The organism is Streptomyces sp. NPDC051136 (assembly GCF_044455745.1).
In the GTDB taxonomy this organism is placed as follows: Bacteria; Actinomycetota; Actinomycetes; order Streptomycetales; family Streptomycetaceae; genus Streptomyces.
The window spans coordinates 14,596-33,793 of sequence record NZ_JBITFE010000014.1 but is presented as its reverse complement, the minus strand read 5'-3'; the positions used below and the strand labels follow the sequence as shown (position 1 = coordinate 33,793).

Genomic DNA, 19,198 nt, shown 5'->3' with positions numbered 1-19,198 from the left:
GCGCCCGCCCACGCCTACTGCGGGGCCGGGTGGGCGCGGCCCTGGCCCTGGGCCCCGGCGCGGCGACGGCAGTCCGCGTCGTGCCGTGCGCCCAGAGAGGTCCACCACCGCTCGCAGCAGTCGTCGTGGAGGGGGAGCCGGTCGGCGGAACGGGTGCACTCCGGGCCGTGGTCGGCGCCGTAGGAGCACCGCCAGAACGCGCAGCACGGCTCGGGAACGGCCCCGAGCGGTCCCCCCAGGAGCGGGCGGGCCAGCAGCTCGGCCCGCTGCGCCGAGGCGGCCCGCCGCCGGTGGATGGCGCTCTCACGGGCGGCGCACCAGGCGAACACGGCGGCGGCGTACAGGCCGGGCAGGGCCAGCCACGGGTGGTGTGCGCCCGCGTACACGGCGGCGGCCAGAAGGAGCACGGCGGCGGCACGGCACGCACGGGCGGTGCGCAGGCTCGGCGTCACAGGGAACTCCCGTGGGTCGGCGGGGTGAGGGCCTCGGGTCCTCCGTATGCCCCGGGTTCGCCGACCTACGTCGATTTCGCGTCACGTCCGGCGGAAAATCCTCCGCGATCACCCGGGAGCAGCGCCGCGCGGCCACCGGGAGGACACCCCCTAGTGCCCGTCCTGCGCCAGGTGGCCCAGGGCCGCGCTGCGGCTGGTCGACAGGTGGTGCAGGACCAGCTCCTGGACGCGGTCCACGTCGCGGGCCGCGATGGCCCGGTAGAGGGCGTCGTGTTCCAGGGCGACGGCCATCAGGTCGTCGTGCTGGCCCAGGAGCCAGCGCAGCCGGCTGCGCAGGACCCGCTCCAGCTCGTTCAGCAGCTCGTTGGCGGCCAGGGAGACGACGGTCTCGTGGAAGTCGGCGGCCGCCCGGCGGGCCCGTACCGCGTCGTCGGCACGGGCCGCGTCGAGTTCGGCGTCCACCGTGGCGCGCAGCCGCTCCAGCCCCTCCCGCGTGTGCCGTTGGGCGGCGAGCCGGAAACCCAGGGTCTCCAGGCCCGAGCGGACCTCGTCCAGGTCGGCGATGTCGCTCGTGGTGAACTCCCGCACCACCGCCCAGCTCCGTGGCCGCGGGGTCACCAGCCCTTCCGACACCAGGGCCTTGAGGGCCTCGCGGACGGGGAGCCGGCTCACCCCGAGGGACTCGGCCAGGTCCCGTTCGACCAGGCGGCTGCCGGGGGCACGCACACCGTCGATGATCTCGTCGCGCAACCGCCGCGTGACCCGCTCGGACTCGGGCGTGAAGCCCTCTGACGCAGCCATCGCCGTCCTTCGTCTGTCTTCCCGTTCCCGGTCCGCCGACCGCACCGTGCGGGGCGGCGGTCGGGCGGCCCGTCAGAATACCCCGGCGCCCGGGGACGGTCCGGGCGGGACGGCGGCGGGAACGCGTCAGCCCGCCTGCGGCGGCCAGTTGACGATGCGCTTGGGACGCGGGCGCGCGTAGGTGCGCACCTTGGACGTGGACAGACCCAGCCGGACCAGGGACTCGGCCACCGTCACGGCGGCCGAGACGCCGTCGACCACGGGGACACCGGTCCGCTCCACCACGCGTTCGGCGAGACCGGCCATGCCTCCGCAGCCCAGGCAGATCACCTCGGCCCGGTCGTCCTCGACCGCGCGGGCGGCCTGCTCGGTGATGGCGTCCACGGCGGCCTGTTCGTCCTGCTCCAGTTCCAGTACGGCGAGGCCGCTGGCCCGCACGGACGCGCACCTGGCGCTCAGTCCGGCCACCTCCAGCCGCTCCTCGATGAGCGGGACCGTACGGTCGAGGGTGGTGACGACGGAGTAACGGCGGCCCAGGTACTGCGCGGTGCTCGCCGCGGCCTCGGTGATGTCGACGACGGGCACGTCGAGCAGCTCCTGGAGACCCTCCCGCCCGTGTTCGCCGTAGCCGGCCTGGATCACCGCGTCGAACGGCTCCGGGTGGGCGCGCACCGCCTCCATCACGGCGACGGCGGCGAGGTAGCTCTCGTAGTTGCCCTCGACGGACTCCGCGCCGAAGGCCGGTGTCAGCGGCACGATCTCGGTGCCCGGCGAGGCCGCGCCCGCCGCCTGCTTGCCGATCGCGTCGGTGATGGACTGCGTGGTGTTGACGTTGACCACGAGGATGCGCATGGAGGGGCCTGGGCCTTCTCTTGGTACGGAGTGTCCCGCGACGGCGCGGGAACGGGGGACTGCGGGCTATTCCGCGGCGACGGCGATGGCCTCGCCGTCCACGTCGCGGATCGGCGTCGCACGGTCGGCGACGATCGCGTACAGCGCGGCGGCGAGGATCGCGCCGACGAACCAGGAGAAGCCGGCCGCCGCGTGGAAGAAGGGGACCAGGGCGACGACGACGGCGATCGCGGCGCTCGGGACGAAGGCGGCGACGGCCCGCGGGTTGTAGCCGCGGCGGTAGTGGTACTCGGCGCCCGCGTCCTCGGTGTAGAGGGCCGGCACGTTCACGCGGGCCTTCCGCAGCAGCCAGTAGTCCGCCATGATCACACCGAAGAGCGGACCGAGCAGCGCGCCGAGCCCGCCGAGGAAGTAGTTCACGACGACCGGGCTGTTGTAGAGGTTCCAGGGCGTGATCACCAGGCCCAGGGCCGCGCTCACCAGACCCGCGCGGCGGAAGTCGAGCCGGTGCGGGAAGAGGTTGACCAGGGCGTAGATCGGCGCGACGAAGTTGGCCAGCAGGTTCACCGCCACCGTGAGGGCGATCAGGCACAGCGAGGCGACGGCCAGCAGGAACATGTTGGGGATGGTCCTGACGATGTCCGTCGGACTGGTGATCACGTGCCCGTCGAGGGTGAACTGGGCGCCGCTGAGGACCGCCACGATGACGGCGAAGAAGAGCATGTTCACCGGGATGCCGATCACGTTGCCGCGGACGATCGAGCCGCGGCTGCGCGCGGACCGGGTGAAGTCGCAGAAGTTGAGGACGAACGTTCCGTAGATCACCACCCACAGGGCGGCGGCCTGGAGCACCTGGAGCCACATGGCGCCGCCGGTGAGGGGATCGCCGACGGACACGGAGACCGAGCCGTCGGCCCGCACGAACATCCACACCGCGAGCGCGCACATGGTCAGCAGCGTGGTGGGCGCGGCGAAGGCCATGTACCGGCGGATCATCTGCATCCCGTAACTGACGATGAGCACCTGGAGGGCCCACAGCGCCAGGAAGGTGATCCAGCCGAGCGTCGACTGGCCGAGCAGGGAGTCGGTGTCCAGGGAGGCCAGGGAAGGGAACATGGCCACCAGAAGGGCACTCAGCACGGCGGACGCCAGATAGGTCTGGATACCAAACCAGGCGATGGCCACGGCGCCGCGTACGGCGGCCGGAATCTTCGCCCCCCTGATGCCGAACGCGATGCGGCTCATGACGGGGAACGGGACGCCCGTCTTGTGGCCCATGAATCCGGACAGCGTGAGCAGGAGGAAGAGCAGGACCGAGGCGAGCGCGAAGGCCGCGAGGATGCCCCACACGTTCAGTCCGAGAGCGAACAGCCCGATGGCGAAGGCGTAGTTGCCCAGGCTGTGCACGTCGTTGGCCCAGAGCGTGAAGACGTTGTAGGCGCCCCAGCGGCGCCCTTCCCGCTTCGTCGGGGCGAGGTCGTACGTGTAGAGGCCGGAGCTGGTGGCCGTGTCGCTGGTCTCCGCGGACGAGCGGCGGTCTTCCAGGGCAGTCATACGGGACTCCTGGGATCAGGTGCGGGGATTGGAGGCTTTCACAAAGCGGAAGCGGCTTTCCGGTGAACTGAACGTAGTTTTCGCCAAACCGCACCGTCAAGAGGTCTGCGGCAAATGGAATACCATTTTTGAGTCGCCCGGCAGCCCTGGGGGCGGTGTCCGCCGCGGCCGCCTGCCGTTCCGGCGATGTGAAGATGCCGTGCGGCCGGCCCCGCGTGTCGCTCTCCGGCCGGCCGGCGGCTCGTCAGCCCTGCTCGCGCCCCTCCGTGCTCTCCCGCAGGACGAGCCGGTGCTCCACGACGAGGTCCTGGGGCGCCTGGGCCTGTGACCCGGCGCCGTCCGGTGCCGCCGCCTCCTCGATGCGGTGCTGGAGCAGCCGTACCGCGACCTTGGCCACCGCCGCCTTGTCCGGAGCCACCGTGCTGAGCGTGGGGACGCTGAAGCGTCCGCCCTCCACGTCGTCGAAGCCGATGACGGCGACTTCCTCGGGCACCGGGACGCCGTGCTCGTGCAGGGCCCGCAACGCCCCCAGCGCCAACTGGTCGTTGAGGCAGAGCAGCGCGTCGGGCCGCGGGCCCTCTCGCAGTGCGCGTGACACGGCCCGCGCACCGTCCGGCATCCGGAAGGAGCCGACCGGCAGCAGCATGGCCGGATCGTAGGCGATGCCCGCCTCCGCCAGGGCGGCCCGATAGCCCCGGGTGCGGGCCTGCGCCGTCCCCAGCCCCGAGTCGTCGAGCCCACCGACGGCCAGGATGCTGCGGCGCCCGAGGCCGATCAGATGCCGGGTGGCCTCGCGGGCGGCGCGTTCGTTGTCGATGGCCACATGGTCGGCGCCCTCCTCCAACAGCTCGCCGAGCAGCACCGTGGGCGGGAATCCCGTGCGGTCCCGCAGGTCGTCGGCGGTCAGGGCGAGCGGGCTGAGGATGATGCCGTCCACGAAGGTGGACCCGAACCCGGCCAGCGCCGCCAGCTCGTGGGCGCGGTCCGCCCCGGACTGGTGGATCAGGACCGTCAGGGACCGCTCCTCGGCCTCCCGGATCACATGCCGGGCCAACTCCGCGAAGTACGGTATGTCCAGTTCCGGGACGACGAGCGCGATGATGCCGGTACGGCCCTTGCGCAGGTGACGGCCGGCCAGGTTGACGCGGTAGCCGAGGTGTTCGATGGCCTCGCGCACCACCCGCCGGGTCCGGTCGGAGACGTGGGCGTAGTCGTTGATGACATTGGAGACCGTCTTCTCCGAGACGCCCGCATGACGTGCGACGTCCTTGATCCTGGGCCGTGCCACCGAGACCTCCCTGCCTCTTGCGCGCCGCCCGAGTCTATGTCCCGGCGCGGGGCGGGTCCCGGTGCAGGTCTCGGTGCAGGTCTCCTTCCCCTCGGCTCTTTACAGCCAATGTACATCGATGTAAAAACTAGCCACCGCATGAGCTCCGGCCGTCGAAAGGTCCGCGATGAGTTCCCGTCTGCCTGCCCAGGGGGTGCCGGCCGTGTCCGCTCCGGTCCGCCGCCCCAGTCGCCGCCGGTTGCTGCGCCACGCCGTGGCCGGCGCGGGAGCCCTGCTCGCCGCGGGCCCGCTGTCCGGCTGCGCCTCACCCGCCTCGGCCTCGGGGGCGTCCTCGCTGAGCGTCTGGGACCTGTTCCAGGGCGGCGACGGCATGCTGATGGACGACATGATCGAGGCCGTGTCGAGGGGGGCCGGGGGCGCCAAGGGCTTCGACGTGGACCGGACGATCCTGGACTGGGGGCCCTCGTACTACACCAAGCTCGCCATGTCCGCGGCCGGCGGCCGGGCCTCCGACGTGGCCGCCATGCACCTGTCCCGGCTGGCGGGCTACGCGCCCGGCGGTCTGGTGGACGCCTTCGACCTGGACCTGCTCGCCGAGTTCGGCGTCACGCAAAAGGACTTCACCCCCGCCGTCTGGTCGCGCACCCAGCACGAGGGCACCGTCTACGCGATCCCGCTGGACGTCCACCCCTTCATCGTGTTCTACGACAAGAAGGCCGCCGAGAAGGCCGGACTGCTCGACCCCTCGGGCGAACTGGCCCCGATGGGATCGCCCGAGGCCCTGCTGGAGGCGGGCAGGGCACTCGCCGAGGCGACGGGGGAGGCGGGCATCCTGTTCGGCCACGTCACCGACACGGCACAGAACTGGCGCCTGTTCGCCGGTCTCTACGCCCAGACCGGCGCAGCCTTCGACCTGCCGGACGGCGGCCCCCCGAAGATCGACGTCGACGCCGCCGTACGGGTCGTGACCCTCATGACGCGGCTCTTCGACGGCAGGACCAACCCGAACAACCTGGACTACAACGGCGCGATCGCCGCCTTCACCGACGGCCGCGGCGGCATGACGATGCTCGGCGAGTGGGAGCTGCCGACACTGAAGAAGTCCGGCATCGACCTGGGCGCCGCGCCGTTCCCGCAGGTCTTCGACAAGCCGGCCGTCTACACCGACAGCCACAGCTTCGTCCTCCCGCACCAGGACAGCCCCGACCCGGCCCGGCGCCGCGAGGCCCACCGGTACGTCGCGCAGATCCTCAAACAAAGCCTCACCTGGGCGAGCGCCGGACACATCCCCGCGTACCAGCCCGTCCTCGCCGAACCGGAGTACGCGGCGCTCGACCCGCAGTCCTCCTACGCGGACGCCGCGAAGGTGGCGGTGCTCGACCCGCCCAACTGGTTCGCCGGAGCCGGTTCGAACTTCCAGAACCGCATGTGCCAGCCGCTCCAGTCGGCGCTGCTCGGCAACACCACCCCCGAGAAGGCGGTGCGGCAGATGGTCCGCGAGGCGGACACGCTGCTGCGGCAGCCCAACCCGGTGGCCTGACCAGCGAAAGGAGTGACCGACGTGACCACCACCGCACCCCTCGGCGCCGAGGAACGGACCGGCTCGCCCGCCGTCCCCCCGGCCGGCCGCCGCCCCGCCCCCGCCCGCCTGCGCTCCGGCAACGGGCTCGTGTTCGTCCTGCCGTTCCTGCTCGTGTTCGGCCTCTTCATGGTGTGGCCGATCGTGCAGGGGCTCTGGATGAGCTTCACCGACAGCTCGCTCGCCCTGCGCGACACGGACTTCGTCGGCTTCGACAACTACACCGAGGCGTTCGGCGACCCCGACGTGTGGAGCAGCCTCGGCAACACCGTCTTCTTCACCGTCGTCTCCAGCGTCCCGCTGGTCCTGGTCGCGCTCGCGATGGCCCTGCTGGTGCACAGCGGACTCGCCGGACAGTGGGTGTGGCGCCTGTCGTTCTTCGCCCCCTACCTGCTTCCCGTCACCGTCGTCACCTTGATCTGGACCTGGCTCTACCAGCCGGAGCTGGGCATGGCCAACCAGCTCCTGGACACCCTCGGCATGGAACCGGTCGGATGGCTGTCCGACGAGTCCGTCGCCATGTGGGCCGTCGCCGCCCTCACCGTCTGGTGGACGGTCGGCTTCAACTTCCTGCTCTACCTCGCCGCGCTCCAGTCCCTGCCCACGACCTTCGACGAGGCCGCGGCACTCGACGGGGCCGGCGCCTGGCGCCGCCTGTGGTCCATCACCCTGCCCCAACTGCGCAGGACCACGGGGCTGGTGGCCATGCTCCAGGTCCTCGCCTCCCTCAAGGTCTTCGACCAGATCTACATCCTCACCAAGGGCGGCCCGAACGGCTCCACCCGGCCCGTCCTCGAATACGTCTACGACGTCGGCTTCACCGGCTACCGCCTCGGCTACGCCTCCGCCGTCTCGTACCTCTTCTTCGCCCTGATCGTCGTCGTCTCGCTCGTGCAGCTCCGCCTCTTCCGCCGGGAGGTCTGACCGTGTCAGCAACCGCCACCACCCTCCGCCCCCGGCGGCGTGCACCCCGCGCGGCGGCCGGTTCGCCCCTGCTCCTGGGCCACGGACGGCTGCCCCGCGTCCTGGCCACGACCGCGCTGGTCGTCCTCGCCGTCGTCTGGCTGCTGCCGTTCGTGTGGGCGGTCGTCACCTCCGTGCAGAGCGAGGAGGACGTCAACACCACCGGGCTCTCCCCGTTCAAGGGCGCCTTCACCCTGGACGCCTACCAGCAGATACTGGAACGCGGCAACGTCACCGTCTGGGCCTTCAACAGCTTCCTGATATCCGCCCTGGTCACCCTGATCACCGTCGCGGTCTCCACCCTCGCCGCGTACGGCTTCTCGCGCGGCACGTTCCGCGGCCGCCGAGGGCTCCTCGGCGTCACCGTGGCCGCCATCATGGTCCCGCCGCAGCTGCTCGTCGTGCCGCTGTTCGACCAGATGACCCTGTTCCACCTGGTCGACACCTACGCGGCCGTGATCCTGCCGCAGGTCGTCGCACCGATGATGGTGTTCATCCTCAAGCGGTTCTTCGACGGCATCCCCAAGGAGCTGGAGGAGGCGGCCCGCATCGACGGCGCCTCCGAGTTCCGGGTCTTCCGGTCGGTCGTCCTGCCGCTCTCACGCCCCATCGTGGCCGCGGTGGCGATCTTCGTCTTCATCGGCGCCTGGAACAACTTCATGTGGCCCTTCATCGTCACCAACGACCCCGACCTCATGACCCTCCCGGTGGGCCTGGCCACCGTGAAGGACGCCTACGGCATCCAGTACGCGCAGTCCATGGCCTCCGCCCTGCTGGCCGCGCTGCCGCTGATCGTGGTCTTCCTCCTCTTCCAGCGCCGCATCGTCGACTCCGTCGCCACCACCGGCCTCGGCGGCTCCTGAACCCCCGCACCACAACGCCCGCACAGCTGTACCCGCGGGCCCGGCGCCCGCGCGCCCGGCCCACCGAACGACTGGAGCATGTGTGCCCATTCACTCCGTACCGCGCCCGGAGTACCCGCGACCGCAGTTCGTGCGCCGCGACTGGCTCAACCTGAACGGCGCCTGGCAGTTCGAGACCGACCGGGGGGACAGCGGCCTCGAACGCGGTCTGCTCGACCGCGAGCTGCGGGAGGAGATCCTCGTCCCCTTCCCGCCCGAGTCCGAGCTGTCCGGCATCGGCGACACCGACTTCCTGGAGGCCGTCTGGTACCGGCGGGCCCTCACCCTCCCGGCCGCCTGGGCCGGCCGCCGGGTACTGCTGCACTTCGGCGCCGTGGACCACGACACCACCGTGTGGGCCGACGGCAAGGAGGTGGCCCGGCACCGCGGCGGATTCACCCCCTTCACCGCGGACCTCGGCGACATCGCCGGGGCGGGGGAGGAGGTCGTGATCACCGTGCGGGCCCGCGACCCCAAGTCCGGCCCGCAGGCGCGCGGCAAGCAGGCCGTCAAGTACGCCAACCACGACTGCAACTACACCCGGGTCACCGGCATCTGGCAGACCGTCTGGCTGGAACCCGTCCCCGAGACGCATCTGCGCCGCCCCCGCATCACCCCCGACCTGGCCGGCTCCGCCTTCCACCTCGAACTGCCCCTGTCCGGCAACCGCCCCGGGTACCGGGTACGCGCCGTGCTCGGCGACGCCGAGGGCGAGGTCAGCCGCGCCGAGGCACGCGCCGACCTGGACCTCGCCCCGCGCCTGCACCTGCCGGTGCCGGACGACCGGCGGCGCGAGTGGGGACCGGACGATCCCCACCTGTACGACCTGCGCCTCGATCTTCTCGACGCCGCCGGGCAGGTCGTCGACAGCGCCGAGAGCTACGCCGGGCTGCGCGCCGTGGGAATCCGGGGCAAGGCCGTCCTGCTCAACGGCCGTCCCGTCTTCCAGCGCCTCGTCCTCGACCAGGGCTGGTACCCGGACGGCCTGATGACCGCCCCCACCGACGAGGCCCTGGTCAAGGACATCGAGCTGGCCATGGCCGCCGGGTTCAACGGGGCCCGGCTGCACCAGAAGGTCTTCGAGGAGCGCTTCCTGCACCACGCCGACCGCCTCGGCTACCTGGTCTGGGGCGAGTTCGGCGACTGGGGCTGCGAGACGGGCGGCTCCTCGGGCGACAACCAGAGGCCCGACGCCTCCTATGTCGCGCAGTGGCTGGAGGCACTCGAACGGGACTACTCGCACCCCTCGATCATCGGCTGGTGCCCGCTCAACGAGACCTACCAGAAGCTGCACGACCGCCTCACCCGGCTCGACGACGTCACCCGTGCGATGTTCCTGGCCACCAAGGCCATGGACACCACCCGCCCGGTCGTCGACGCCTCCGGCTACGCCCACCGGGTCGCCGAGACCGACATCTACGACTCCCACCACTACGAGCAGGACCCCGCCGCCTTCCGGCAGTTGATGTCCGGCCTCGCCAAGGACGCGCCCTTCGTCAACACCCACGAGAACGGCACCCCCTACTCGCTGCCCTACCGGGGCCAGCCGTACTTCGTCAGCGAGTTCGGCGGCATCTGGTGGGACCCCGAGGCGGCCGCCGCCCAGTCGGGCGAGGACCGCACCGTCTCCTGGGGCTACGGGGAACGCGTCCGTGACGAGGACGAGTTCCACGAGCGCTTCAGCGGGCTCACCCAAGTCCTGCTGGAGGACCGGAACATGTTCGGCTACTGCTACACCCAGCTGACCGACGTCTTCCAGGAACAGAACGGCATCTACCGCTTCGACCGCGGCGAGAAACTCGACGTGGCCCGCGTCCGCGCCGCCCAGCTGCGCCCCGCGGCCATCGAGCAGCCCGGGGACTAGGGGAGGACCGTTCTTCTCGTTCGAGGAGGCCGCGATCGTTCCCGACATCGTGTGCCTGTCGAAGTCGATAGGGGGGGTACGGGACGCCCATGGCCCTCACACTGTTGCGCCCCGAGTACGACATCTGGAAGCCGGGCGAGCACAACGGGACGTTCCGCGGGTACAACCCTGCCTTCGTGACCGCAACTCGCGCCCTCGAGCTCTACTGGACGGACGCGACCCTGGAAGCCAGGACGGCCGTGCTGGGCGAGCGGGTTCGCCGCGCGCTCACCGAGACCGCTCGGCGGCACGGGCTGCCCGCCCCGCGCGGTCGTGGCCTGGTGTGGGGGCTGCCCTTCGACCGTCCGGGCGCGGCACGGACCGTGTGCGAGGCGGCTTACCGGCGTGGCCTGCTGGTGGAGACGGCCGGCGCCGATGACGAGGTGGCCAGGATCCTTCCCCCGCTGACCGTGGCGGAGGAGGAACTTGACCGGGGTCTCGGCATACTCGACGAGGCCGTGGCGTCGGTGCACCAGGCTCATCCCCTGGCGGCCTGACCGGGCCCGGGCGCTCTCTGCGCCCGGACCGCCAACCAACGGGTCCCGGCCGCAGCGGCGCAGGGACGGACGAGCGGAGAACTGATGTCGGTCGACCTGGCCGGTTTCCTCGGCGTGGTGCTGGTGGCGTACGTGGTGCCCGGCCCGGACTTCCTCGTGGTGGTGCGATCCGCCGCCGAACATCCGTCCAAGGGGCGGGCGGCGGCGCTGGGAGCGCAGGCGGGGCTGTGCGTGCACATGCTGGCGGCAGCCGTCGGACTGTCGGTGGTCGCCACCCGATCGCCCATGGTGTACGACGCGATCAAACTGGCGGGCGCCGCCTACCTGCTCTACCTCGGGGTCCGTGCGGTGCTCGCCGCCCGCCGGGCCGCGCGGGAACGGAAGGCGGACGGCGGGGAGGCCGACCAATCCGACCACTGGTCGCACGATCCGGCCGGGACACCGACCGAGGAGACCGGACGGACCTCTTCCCGCTGGCGGTCCGGCTTCACCCAGGGTCTCCTCACCAACGTCCTCAACCCCAAGGCCGCACTGTTCTTCCTCAGCATCCTGCCGCAGTTCGTCAACGGCGGTGGATCCATGACCCGGCAGATCTTCTTCCTCGGCATCCTGGACATCGTCCTCGGCATCGTCTACTGGTTCGCCCTGGTCGTCGTCGCCGCGCGGCTGCGCTCCCTGCTCGCGCGGCCCAAGATCCGCCACCGCTGGGAACTGACCACCGGCTGGCTCTTCATCGTCATCGGCATCTCGGTCGCCGCCGTGGCCTGAGCCCGAACATCGACCTGGCCGCAACACGACGGAGGCGGAGCCCGCGCAGCAGCGCCGGATCCTCGGTCCGACAGCGGGCCTGCACCGACCCGTACCGCGCACAGAAAAGCACCGGGTCACAAATCCGTGTGGGGTGCACTGGTGTGTGGGCCGCAGGCGGAGCGGCGCCTGCGGCCCGCGCGCGCCCTGGGTCAGAACGGGCGGTCACCCTCGATGGCGACCCGTTCGGCGACCCGCCGTTCGGTCCCGTAGTCGCCCACCGCGTAGTGCTGCGTGGCCCGGTTGTCCCAGAAGGCGACGTCCCCCGGCTGCCAGCGCCAGCGCACCTGGTACTCGGGCACGTGCGCCTGCTGGAACAGGAACCGCAGCAGCCGGTCGCTCTCGTCCCGGTCCATGCCGGTGACGTGCGTGGTGAAGGACGTGTTGACGAACAGCATGCGCCGCCCGGTCTCCGGGTGGGTGCGCACCACGGGGTGTTCCACCGGCGGGAACAGGTCCTGGTACGGAAGCAGCCGCTCGGGACCGTAGAAACGCGCGAAGCCCGGGATGAAGTCGTGGACCGCGCGGGCCCCGTCGACGCGGTCCTTCACCTCCCGCGGCAGGTTGTCGTACGCCGCCGCCATGTCCGCCCACATCGTGTCCCCGCCGAACGGCGGCACCTCGCGCAGCTGGAGCACCGCGCCGAGCGCGGGCCGCTCGCGGAAGGTCACGTCGGTGTGCCAGACGTTCTCGTACGTCGGCGCGGCCCCGGCACCCTTGTCGAACCGGACGACGTCGTCGCGGGAACCGGCGGCGAGCAGCGGATTGGTCTCCAGCGCGCCCCACTGACCGGCGAACTCCCGCTGCTGGTCGGAGGTCAGATGCGCACCGCGGAAGAACAGCACCTTCCACTCCAGCAGCGCGCGGTTCAACTCCTCGCGCAGCGCGGGCGACAGCGGACGGGCGAGGTCGACACCGCGCACCTCGGCACCGATGGTGCGCGCCTGCGGAACGACCTCGAAGCGGGCGTACGGCCGGTCCTCCCACCCCTCGGGCAGCCGGCGCAGGACGCGCCGGCCCTCGTGGAGCCCGCCGTCCGGAACGCGTGCTTCGCGCAGGACGGTGGTCGGGCCGACGGCGGTAACGGTCATGGGAGTCCTCCCCTTGAACGACGGTACGCGTGGGATCCGGCCGGGGCGGCGCGGATCGTCACCGCCCGGGGGCCGGGGAAAGAGGTGCTGAACGAGGTGCTACGGGTGCTCCGGGACGTGGGCCGGAGAAGAAGCCGACGGGCCACGGCGCGGCAGGCGCCGGAGGGTCGGTGCGAAGGCGGCCGTCAGAGGCCGGAACGCTCACAACCGGTGCGCTCGGGCACGCGGGGACACTCCGCGATGGTGCCGAACCGGTATGTGGTCATGCCACCGATTGTGTGATCCTCTCCCGCCCGTGTCAACGGGGTCACGGGTGGAGCGGAACGAAGGACCGCAGGTCGTCGCCCTCCGGCTGGACGACCCCGTAACTGCTCTCGGGCACCTTGTTCCACACGCCGGGCAGGTCGCCCAGCGGCTCCGACACGATCAGGCGGCTGTTGTCGGACGCCTCCTTGAGGAAGGGCAGCCCGGGGTGCAGCGCGCGCAGACTCTCCACCCGGCTGCTGTAGTAGAGCGACCGCGACTGGCCCTGGCTGGAGTAGCGGAAGGCCCACAGCCGCCGGCCGTCGGTCACCGCGACCGTCATCTGCAGCGGGAACTCCACGCCGTGCTCGTGCCCGATCTCCTCCACCAGGCCCGCCATCCGGGCCACCGCGGCGGGCGGGTCCTCCTCCAGGCCGAGGGTGAGCGCCAGGTAGAACATCATTTCGGAGTCCGTCGACCCCTCGATGTCGAGGTACAGCAGCGGATCGACGGCCAGGGCGAGGTCCCGGCGCAGCCGGTGGAAGTCGGCGATCGCGCCGTTGTGCATCCACATCCAGCGGCCGTGGCGGAACGGATGGCAGTTGGTCTGCTGCACCGCGCTGCCCGTCGAGGCGCGGATGTGCGCGAAGAACAGGGGAGAGCGCACATGGCTCGCGATCTCCCGCAGATTGCGGTTGCTCCAGGCAGGACCGATCTCCCGGACGATCGCGGGCGTCGTCATCTCCGGCCCGAACCAGCCGACGCCGAACCCGTCCCCGTTCGTCGTCTCCACTCCCATGCGGGCGTGCAGGCTCTGGTCGATGAGAGAGTGCTCCGGCTGGTAGAGCAGGGTCTCCAGGAGGACGGGCGTCCCCGAGTAGGCGAGCCATCGGCACATCGCTGTGTCGCCTCCCTGATCCCTGGAACGTCAGTCGACCGGCCAGGTGTGCACCGGGGCGTTGAGATGCATGTAGTCCATGTACTGCCGGGTCATCCGGCGCAGCGCCTCGTGGCGGCCGGGACGGGCGGTGGCGTCGAGGTGGTGGAACATCTCCTTCTGCCAGACCGCCCCGTTGCGCCCGGTGACGCAGCGTTGCTCGATGATGCCGAGCAGCGGCTCCCGCCAGGCGGAGTCCATGCCCGACAGCTCCAGACCCCGGTGCGCCAGCGGCAGCAACCGGCGCAGGACCAGCTCGGGTACGGTCACCTCGCCCGCTCCGGGCCAATACAGGTGCGCCTCGATGCCGTGCCGGGCGGCGGTGTGCAGATTGTCCTCGGCGACCGAGAACGACATCCGCGACCACACCGGCCGCTCCTCCTCCACCAGGGCCCGGGTGAGCCCGTAGTAGAAGGCGCCGTTGGCGAGCGTGTCGGCGACCGTCGGGCCCGCGGGCAGGACCCGGTTCTCCACCCGGACGTGCGGCTTGTCGTGAGCCACGGCGTAGACGGGCCGGTTCCAGCGGTAGATGGTGCCGTTGTGGAGGGTGAGCTCGCCCAGTTCGGGGATGTCGCCGCGGTCGAGGGTCTCGGCGGGGTCCTGCTCGTCGCACAGGGGCAGCAGCGCCGGGAAGTAGCGGAGGTTCTCCTCGAACAGGTCGAAGACGCTGTTGATCCACCGCTCCCCGAACCACACCCGGGGCCTGACCCCCTGCGCCTTGATCTCCTGCGGCCGGGTGTCGGTGGCCTGCTCGAACAGCGGGATGCGGCTCTCGTGCCACAGCTCCTTGCCGAGCAGGAAGGGCGAGTTGGCCGCGAGAGCGACCTGGACTCCGGCGATGGCCTGGGCGGCGTTCCAGTAGGCGGGGAAATCCTCCGGGGCGACCTGGAGGTGGAACTGCGTGCTGGTGCAGGCCGCTTCGGGCGTGATGGTGTCCGCGTAGGTCCGCAGGCGGTCGACGCCGTCCACCTCGATGTGCAGGTCCTCGCCCCGGGCCGCGAACACCTGGTCGTTGAGCAGCCGGTAGCGCGGGTTCTCCGACAGGGCCGCCTCGCCCACGTCGGACTGACGCAGCGTGGGCAGGGTGCCGACCATGATCAGATGGGCGCCGACCGAGGAGGCCCGGTCCTCGGCGTGGTTCAGGGCGGCGCGGATCTCGGTCTCCCAGGCGTCGGGACCGCCCGCCGTCAGCTGCCGGGGCGGGATGTTGATCTCCAGGTTGAAGCGGCCCAGCTCGGTGGACCAGGCGGGGTCCGCGATCGCTTCGAGCGCGTCGCTGTTGCGCATCGCCGGTTCACCCCGGTCGTCGACCAGGTTCAGCTCGATCTCCAGCCCGACCTGGGGCCGCTCGGTCTCGAACCGTGACTCGCGCAGCATCTGCGCGAAGGCGTCGAGGCACTCCTGCATCTTGATCCGGTACCGGCGGCGGTCCTCGCGGGTGAAGACCAGCGCCGGGACGTCCCGTCCCATCGGTCCTCCCGGGGTTGCCTTCCTCGGACGCTCCTCCACCCCAGCGTCGCACCACTGGGCGGACCCCACCAGACGGAACGGGAACGGGGGCCCGCCGCACCGTGTGCGACGGACCCCCGCGGGTTCAGCCCGCAAAGGGCTGATCAGGTCTTACAGCTTGCCGGACGCGCGCACCGAGATCTTCTTGGAGGTCTTGCCCGCCGGGGAGGAGCCGTAGCCCTCGATCGTGTCGACCACGTCCGTGCCCTCGACGACCTTGCCGAAGACGACGTGCTTGCCGTCCAGCCAGGGGGTGGGCACGGTGGTGATGAAGAACTGCGAGCCGTTGGTGTTCGGACCCGCGTTGGCCATCGAGAGCAGGTACGGCTCGCCGTGCTTCAGCTGGAAGTTCTCGTCCGCGAACTTCTCGCCGTAGATGCTCTTGCCGCCGGTGCCGTTGCCCGCGGTGAAGTCACCGCCCTGGAGCATGAACTGCGGGATCACGCGGTGGAACGGGGAACCCGCGTAGCCGAAGCCGTGCTCGCCGGTGGCCAGCTCGATGAAGTTCTTGGCGGTCTTGGGGGTGACGTCCTCGAAGAGCTCGAAGACGATGCGGCCCGCATCCTGGCCGTCGATGTCGATGTCGAAGTAAACCTTGGAATTGCTCATCGCACCATTGTGACCTGTGACCCCCGGTGATGCCGAACCGGCTGCCCGTTCAGCGTGTGGCGAGCAGCCCGAGGGTGTCGATCACGCGGTTCGAGAAACCCCACTCGTTGTCGTACCAGGCCACCACCTTGACGTGCCGGCCGTCCACCCGGGTCAGCGCCGAGTCGAAGATCGAGGAGGCCGGGTTGCCCGTGATGTCGGAGGAGACCAGCGGGTCCTCCGAGTACTCCAGCACCCCGGCGAGCGGTCCTTCGGCGGCGGCGCGGTAGGCGGCCAGGACGTCCTCGCGCGTCACGTCGCGGGCGACCGTGGTGTTCAGCTCGACGATCGAGCCCACCGGGACCGGCACGCGGATCGAGTCGCCCGACAGCTTGCCGTCGAGGCCCGGCAGCACCAGGCCGATCGCCTTGGCGGCGCCCGTCGTGGTCGGCACGATGTTCACCCCGGCGGCGCGGGCGCGGCGCGCGTCACGGTGCGGCCCGTCCTGGAGGTTCTGCTCCTGCGTGTAGGCGTGCACCGTCGTCATGAAGCCGTGCTCGATGCCGGCCAGCTCGTCGAGGACCGCGGCGAGCGGCGCGAGGGCGTTGGTGGTGCAGGAGGCGTTGGAGACGATCGTGTGCGCCGCCGGGTCGTAGGCGTCCGTGTTCACGCCGTACGCGAGCGTCACGTCGGCGCCGCTGGACGGGGCGCTGACCAGGACCTTGCGGGCGCCCGCGGTGAGGTGGGCGCGGGCGGCGTCGGCGGAGGTGAAGCGGCCGGTCGCCTCCAGCACGATGTCGACGCCCAGCTCGGCCCAGGGCAGCCGGGCCGGCTCGCGCTCGGCGAGCACCTTGATGCGGTGGCCGTCGACGACCAGCGTGTCGCCGTCGACGGTCACCGGGCGGCCGAGCCGGCCCGCCGTGGAGTCGAAGGCGAGCAGGCGGCCCAGGGTGGCGGGCTCCGTGAGGTCGTTGACGGCGACGACTTCGAGCTTCGTGTCGCGCTCCAGCAGCGCACGCAGCACGTTGCGCCCGATGCGGCCGAAACCGTTGATGCCGATGCGAGTCATGAGTGGGGTGTCCCTTCGTTCTCCACCAGGTCCTTCACCACCCAGACTCCCGCGCGCCGGACGCGGGCGGCAGCGGCGTGAGTGCCACGGTTCGCAAGGATCACGCCAGGCCGGCAGGTGCGGTCACTCGCCTTGGGCGAAGGTGCGGCGGTACTCGCTGGGGGTGGTGCCGAGGATGCGCTGGAAGTGCAGCCGCAGGTTCGCGCCGGTGCCGAGACCGACGTCGGCGGCGATCTGCTCGACGCCGCGCTCGGAGCGTTCGAGCAGCTCACGGGCCATGTCGATACGGGCGCGCATGATCCACTGCATCGGGGTGTACCCGGTGTCCTCGACGAAGCGCCGCGAGAGGGTACGTGCCGACACGGCGGCGTGCCGGGCCAGGGCCTGAAGGGTGAGCGGCTCACCGAGCCTGCGCAGTGCCCACTCGCGGGTGGCGGCGAAGCGCTCGCCCAGCGGCTCGGGCACGCTGCGCGGCACGTACTGGGCCTGTCCGCCGCTGCGGTAGGGGGCCGCCACCAGGCGGCGGGCCGCGTGGTTCGACGCGGCGACCCCGAGATCACCGCGCAGGATGTGCAGGCACAGGTCGATGCCGGAGGCGGCGCCCGCGGACGTCAGGACGCTGCCCTCGTCCACGAACAGCACGTTCTCGTCCACCCGTACGTGCGGGTGCTTGGCCGCGAGCGCCCGCGTGTAGTGCCAGTGCGTGGTGGCCCGTCTGCCGTCGAGCAGACCCGTGGCGGCGAGCGCGAACGCCCCGGTGGAGATCGCGGCGAGCCGGGCGCCCCGGTCGTGGGCCGCCGTGAGCGCGTCGATGACCGCGGGCGGCGGATCGTCGACGTCGGGGGACCGGTAGCCGGGGAGGAAGACCACGTCGGCCCAGGCCAGGGCCTCCAGGCCGTGGGCGACGTGGTACGACAGGCCGTCCCCGCCGGTCACCAGGCCGGGTGCGGCGCCGCACACCCGCACCTCGTACGGCATGCTCGCGCGTGTCGTGAACACCTGCGCCGGGATGCCGACGTCGAGGGGTTTCGCGCCTTCGAGCACGAGGACGGCGACGCGGCGCAGGCGGGAGGACGGCACGGGAGAAGGGTACGGCGGGGGAGCGCGGGGTCAGTTCAGGCCGAGGACGTCCATCGTGTGTTCGGCCATGCGCCGCTCGCCGAGGGCGTTGGGGTGCACGGGAACGAGGCTGCGGCCGAACAGGAGCGGTTCGATCCAGCGGGTGCCCGGGGCCTCGCAGGCGTCGTGTCCCTCGGACACCTGGGAGAAGTCCACGTAGGTGGTGCCGGTCTCCTCGGCGGCGCGCCGGACCGCGTCGTTGAGGTGCGCCTGGATGGCCCGCAGGTAGGGGACGTCGCCGGAGGCGAGTGGCAGCTTCACGAAGCAGGACGGATCGGCGGCGGCCGGGGTGATCCACGGGTAGCCGAGGGCCGCCACGCGTGCGTTCGGGGCCTTGGCGCGGACGTCGAGCAGCGCGGCCTTGAGGGCGGGGTAGGTGTTGTTCTCGATCTCGTCGTCGAAGGACGTGCCGTGCTTGTCCTTGCAGGGACTGCCCTTTCCGCCGCTGAGGACACCGGCCGTGCCGCAGGCGGTGATGGCGTTGATGAACGTGCCGTTGTCGTTGCCGCCGATGGTGAGCGTGACCAGGTCGGTGCCGTCGCCGAGCGCGTCCACCTGCGGGGCGACGCCCGGGTACTGGGCCTGGGTGAAGTCGGCGGTCCGGGCGGCTCCGCAGGTGACGTCCTTGAGGCGGGCGCCGGTGGCGGCCGCGACGACGTGGGGGTAGTTGGCCGTCGAGCGCAGACAGAGCAGGTTGGTGGGGTCGACGGGCAGAACGCCCGAGCCGGCGCTGTAACTGTCGCCCAGGGCCACGTAGTCGAGCGCGGCGGGCGTGGCGTGGGCGGTGGCGTCCGTGAGGCCGAGGGCGAGCGTGCCGACGGCGGCGGCTGTCGCGGTCATGACACGGCGAAGGGCGTGCTTCGGCATGTGCTCTCTCTTCTCGAGGAGGGCGGCAGCTGGAGTTACCGGGCGGTTCTACTTTTAAGTAATGTGCAGGGCTGTTGACTCGAAGTCAACGATGTTGACGGAACTTCCCGCGGCCCGACGGAGTGGCCGGAAGAGGCCGTCGACGCGCAGGACGGCCGGCCGACGGCAGCCCTGGGC

At 71.3% G+C, this 19,198-nt stretch carries 17 protein-coding genes and 1 pseudogene; 6 read left to right on the top strand and 12 right to left on the bottom strand.

Annotated features, from left to right (window positions below; genetic code table 11):
• Positions 1-14 precede the first annotated feature (14 nt).
• From ACIBCJ_RS32535 to ACIBCJ_RS32515, 5 genes are all read right to left on the bottom strand, one after another.
• The gene (locus ACIBCJ_RS32535; RefSeq protein ID WP_365981333.1) at positions 15-452 is read right to left on the bottom strand and encodes a hypothetical protein; all 438 of its coding nucleotides are present in this window, start codon (positions 450-452) and stop codon (positions 15-17) included.
• 150 nt (positions 453-602) lie between these two features.
• Complete coding sequence (locus ACIBCJ_RS32530) at positions 603-1,253, bottom strand: GntR family transcriptional regulator (RefSeq protein WP_362104899.1); 651 nt, start codon at positions 1,251-1,253, stop codon at positions 603-605.
• A 126-nt stretch (positions 1,254-1,379) separates the two neighbouring features.
• Positions 1,380-2,105 carry an aspartate/glutamate racemase family protein gene (locus tag ACIBCJ_RS32525; protein WP_133890236.1) on the bottom strand — a complete coding sequence of 242 codons (726 nt, stop codon included), beginning with the start codon at positions 2,103-2,105 and terminating at the stop codon, positions 1,380-1,382.
• A gap of 66 nt (positions 2,106-2,171) precedes the next feature.
• Positions 2,172-3,659, bottom strand: coding sequence for an NCS1 family nucleobase:cation symporter-1 (locus ACIBCJ_RS32520; protein ID WP_362104895.1), 1,488 nt, complete (start codon positions 3,657-3,659; stop codon positions 2,172-2,174).
• Positions 3,660-3,903: 244 nt separating this feature from the next.
• Positions 3,904-4,947, bottom strand: a complete 1,044-nt coding sequence (locus tag ACIBCJ_RS32515; RefSeq protein WP_365981332.1) for a LacI family DNA-binding transcriptional regulator — start codon at positions 4,945-4,947, stop codon at positions 3,904-3,906.
• Between the two features lie 166 nt (positions 4,948-5,113).
• Here ACIBCJ_RS32515 and ACIBCJ_RS32510 point away from each other — a divergent pair, with 166 nt between their 5' ends.
• The 6 genes and pseudogenes from ACIBCJ_RS32510 to ACIBCJ_RS32485 all read left to right on the top strand — a co-directional run bounded on the left by ACIBCJ_RS32510 (position 5,114) and on the right by ACIBCJ_RS32485 (position 11,559).
• Positions 5,114-6,487 carry an extracellular solute-binding protein gene (locus tag ACIBCJ_RS32510; protein ID WP_365981331.1) on the top strand — a complete coding sequence of 458 codons (1,374 nt, stop codon included), beginning with the start codon at positions 5,114-5,116 and terminating at the stop codon, positions 6,485-6,487.
• A gap of 21 nt (positions 6,488-6,508) precedes the next feature.
• Positions 6,509-7,450 (top strand): sugar ABC transporter permease, encoded by a 942-nt coding sequence (locus ACIBCJ_RS32505; RefSeq protein WP_365981330.1) that lies wholly within the window; start codon positions 6,509-6,511, stop codon positions 7,448-7,450.
• A 2-nt stretch (positions 7,451-7,452) separates the two neighbouring features.
• Positions 7,453-8,352, top strand: coding sequence for a carbohydrate ABC transporter permease (locus ACIBCJ_RS32500; RefSeq protein WP_362104883.1), 900 nt, complete (start codon positions 7,453-7,455; stop codon positions 8,350-8,352).
• Between the two features lie 82 nt (positions 8,353-8,434).
• Positions 8,435-10,255, top strand: a complete 1,821-nt coding sequence (locus tag ACIBCJ_RS32495) for a sugar-binding domain-containing protein (RefSeq protein ID WP_365981329.1) — start codon at positions 8,435-8,437, stop codon at positions 10,253-10,255.
• Positions 10,254-10,791, top strand: a pseudogene (locus ACIBCJ_RS32490) (aminotransferase class III-fold pyridoxal phosphate-dependent enzyme); the annotation flags it as partial. The gene ACIBCJ_RS32495 and the pseudogene ACIBCJ_RS32490, both read left to right, overlap by 2 nt.
• A gap of 84 nt (positions 10,792-10,875) precedes the next feature.
• Positions 10,876-11,559: a LysE family translocator gene (locus ACIBCJ_RS32485; RefSeq protein WP_365981328.1), complete on the top strand. Its 684-nt coding sequence runs from the start codon at positions 10,876-10,878 to the stop codon at positions 11,557-11,559.
• Positions 11,560-11,750: 191 nt separating this feature from the next.
• Here the strand turns inward: ACIBCJ_RS32485 and ACIBCJ_RS32480 are convergent, their stop codons facing one another.
• The 7 genes from ACIBCJ_RS32480 to ACIBCJ_RS32450 all read right to left on the bottom strand — a co-directional run bounded on the left by ACIBCJ_RS32480 (position 11,751) and on the right by ACIBCJ_RS32450 (position 19,021).
• Positions 11,751-12,689, bottom strand: coding sequence for a TauD/TfdA family dioxygenase (locus ACIBCJ_RS32480; protein ID WP_365981327.1), 939 nt, complete (start codon positions 12,687-12,689; stop codon positions 11,751-11,753).
• A 307-nt stretch (positions 12,690-12,996) separates the two neighbouring features.
• The gene (locus ACIBCJ_RS32475) at positions 12,997-13,830 is read right to left on the bottom strand and encodes a class II glutamine amidotransferase (protein WP_365981326.1); all 834 of its coding nucleotides are present in this window, start codon (positions 13,828-13,830) and stop codon (positions 12,997-12,999) included.
• Positions 13,831-13,860: 30 nt separating this feature from the next.
• On the bottom strand, positions 13,861-15,339 hold the full coding sequence (locus ACIBCJ_RS32470) for a glutamate-cysteine ligase family protein (RefSeq protein ID WP_362104868.1): 1,479 nt from the start codon (positions 15,337-15,339) through the stop codon (positions 13,861-13,863).
• A 150-nt stretch (positions 15,340-15,489) separates the two neighbouring features.
• Complete coding sequence (locus tag ACIBCJ_RS32465; protein ID WP_362104865.1) at positions 15,490-15,987, bottom strand: peptidylprolyl isomerase; 498 nt, start codon at positions 15,985-15,987, stop codon at positions 15,490-15,492.
• A gap of 49 nt (positions 15,988-16,036) precedes the next feature.
• The gene (gene gap / locus ACIBCJ_RS32460) at positions 16,037-17,035 is read right to left on the bottom strand and encodes a type I glyceraldehyde-3-phosphate dehydrogenase (RefSeq protein ID WP_362509101.1); all 999 of its coding nucleotides are present in this window, start codon (positions 17,033-17,035) and stop codon (positions 16,037-16,039) included.
• Between the two features lie 123 nt (positions 17,036-17,158).
• On the bottom strand, positions 17,159-18,115 hold the full coding sequence (locus tag ACIBCJ_RS32455) for a DJ-1/PfpI family protein (protein ID WP_365981325.1): 957 nt from the start codon (positions 18,113-18,115) through the stop codon (positions 17,159-17,161).
• 30 nt (positions 18,116-18,145) lie between these two features.
• Complete coding sequence (locus ACIBCJ_RS32450; protein ID WP_365981324.1) at positions 18,146-19,021, bottom strand: SGNH/GDSL hydrolase family protein; 876 nt, start codon at positions 19,019-19,021, stop codon at positions 18,146-18,148.
• Between the last annotated feature and the right edge of the window lie 177 nt (positions 19,022-19,198).

Coding starts and splice junctions, on each gene's coding strand:
- ACIBCJ_RS32530 (WP_362104899.1), bottom strand. CDS start 1,253: ATGGCTGCGTCAGAGGGCTTCACGCCCGAGTCCGAGCGGGTCACGCGG.
- ACIBCJ_RS32525 (WP_133890236.1), bottom strand. CDS start 2,105: ATGCGCATCCTCGTGGTCAACGTCAACACCACGCAGTCCATCACCGAC.
- ACIBCJ_RS32520 (WP_362104895.1), bottom strand. CDS start 3,659: ATGACTGCCCTGGAAGACCGCCGCTCGTCCGCGGAGACCAGCGACACG.
- ACIBCJ_RS32510 (WP_365981331.1), top strand. CDS start 5,114: ATGAGTTCCCGTCTGCCTGCCCAGGGGGTGCCGGCCGTGTCCGCTCCG.
- ACIBCJ_RS32485 (WP_365981328.1), top strand. CDS start 10,876: ATGTCGGTCGACCTGGCCGGTTTCCTCGGCGTGGTGCTGGTGGCGTAC.
- ACIBCJ_RS32480 (WP_365981327.1), bottom strand. CDS start 12,689: ATGACCGTTACCGCCGTCGGCCCGACCACCGTCCTGCGCGAAGCACGC.
- ACIBCJ_RS32475 (WP_365981326.1), bottom strand. CDS start 13,830: ATGTGCCGATGGCTCGCCTACTCGGGGACGCCCGTCCTCCTGGAGACC.
- ACIBCJ_RS32470 (WP_362104868.1), bottom strand. CDS start 15,339: ATGGGACGGGACGTCCCGGCGCTGGTCTTCACCCGCGAGGACCGCCGC.
- ACIBCJ_RS32465 (WP_362104865.1), bottom strand. CDS start 15,987: ATGAGCAATTCCAAGGTTTACTTCGACATCGACATCGACGGCCAGGAT.
- gap (WP_362509101.1), bottom strand. CDS start 17,035: ATGACTCGCATCGGCATCAACGGTTTCGGCCGCATCGGGCGCAACGTG.
- ACIBCJ_RS32450 (WP_365981324.1), bottom strand. CDS start 19,021: ATGCCGAAGCACGCCCTTCGCCGTGTCATGACCGCGACAGCCGCCGCC.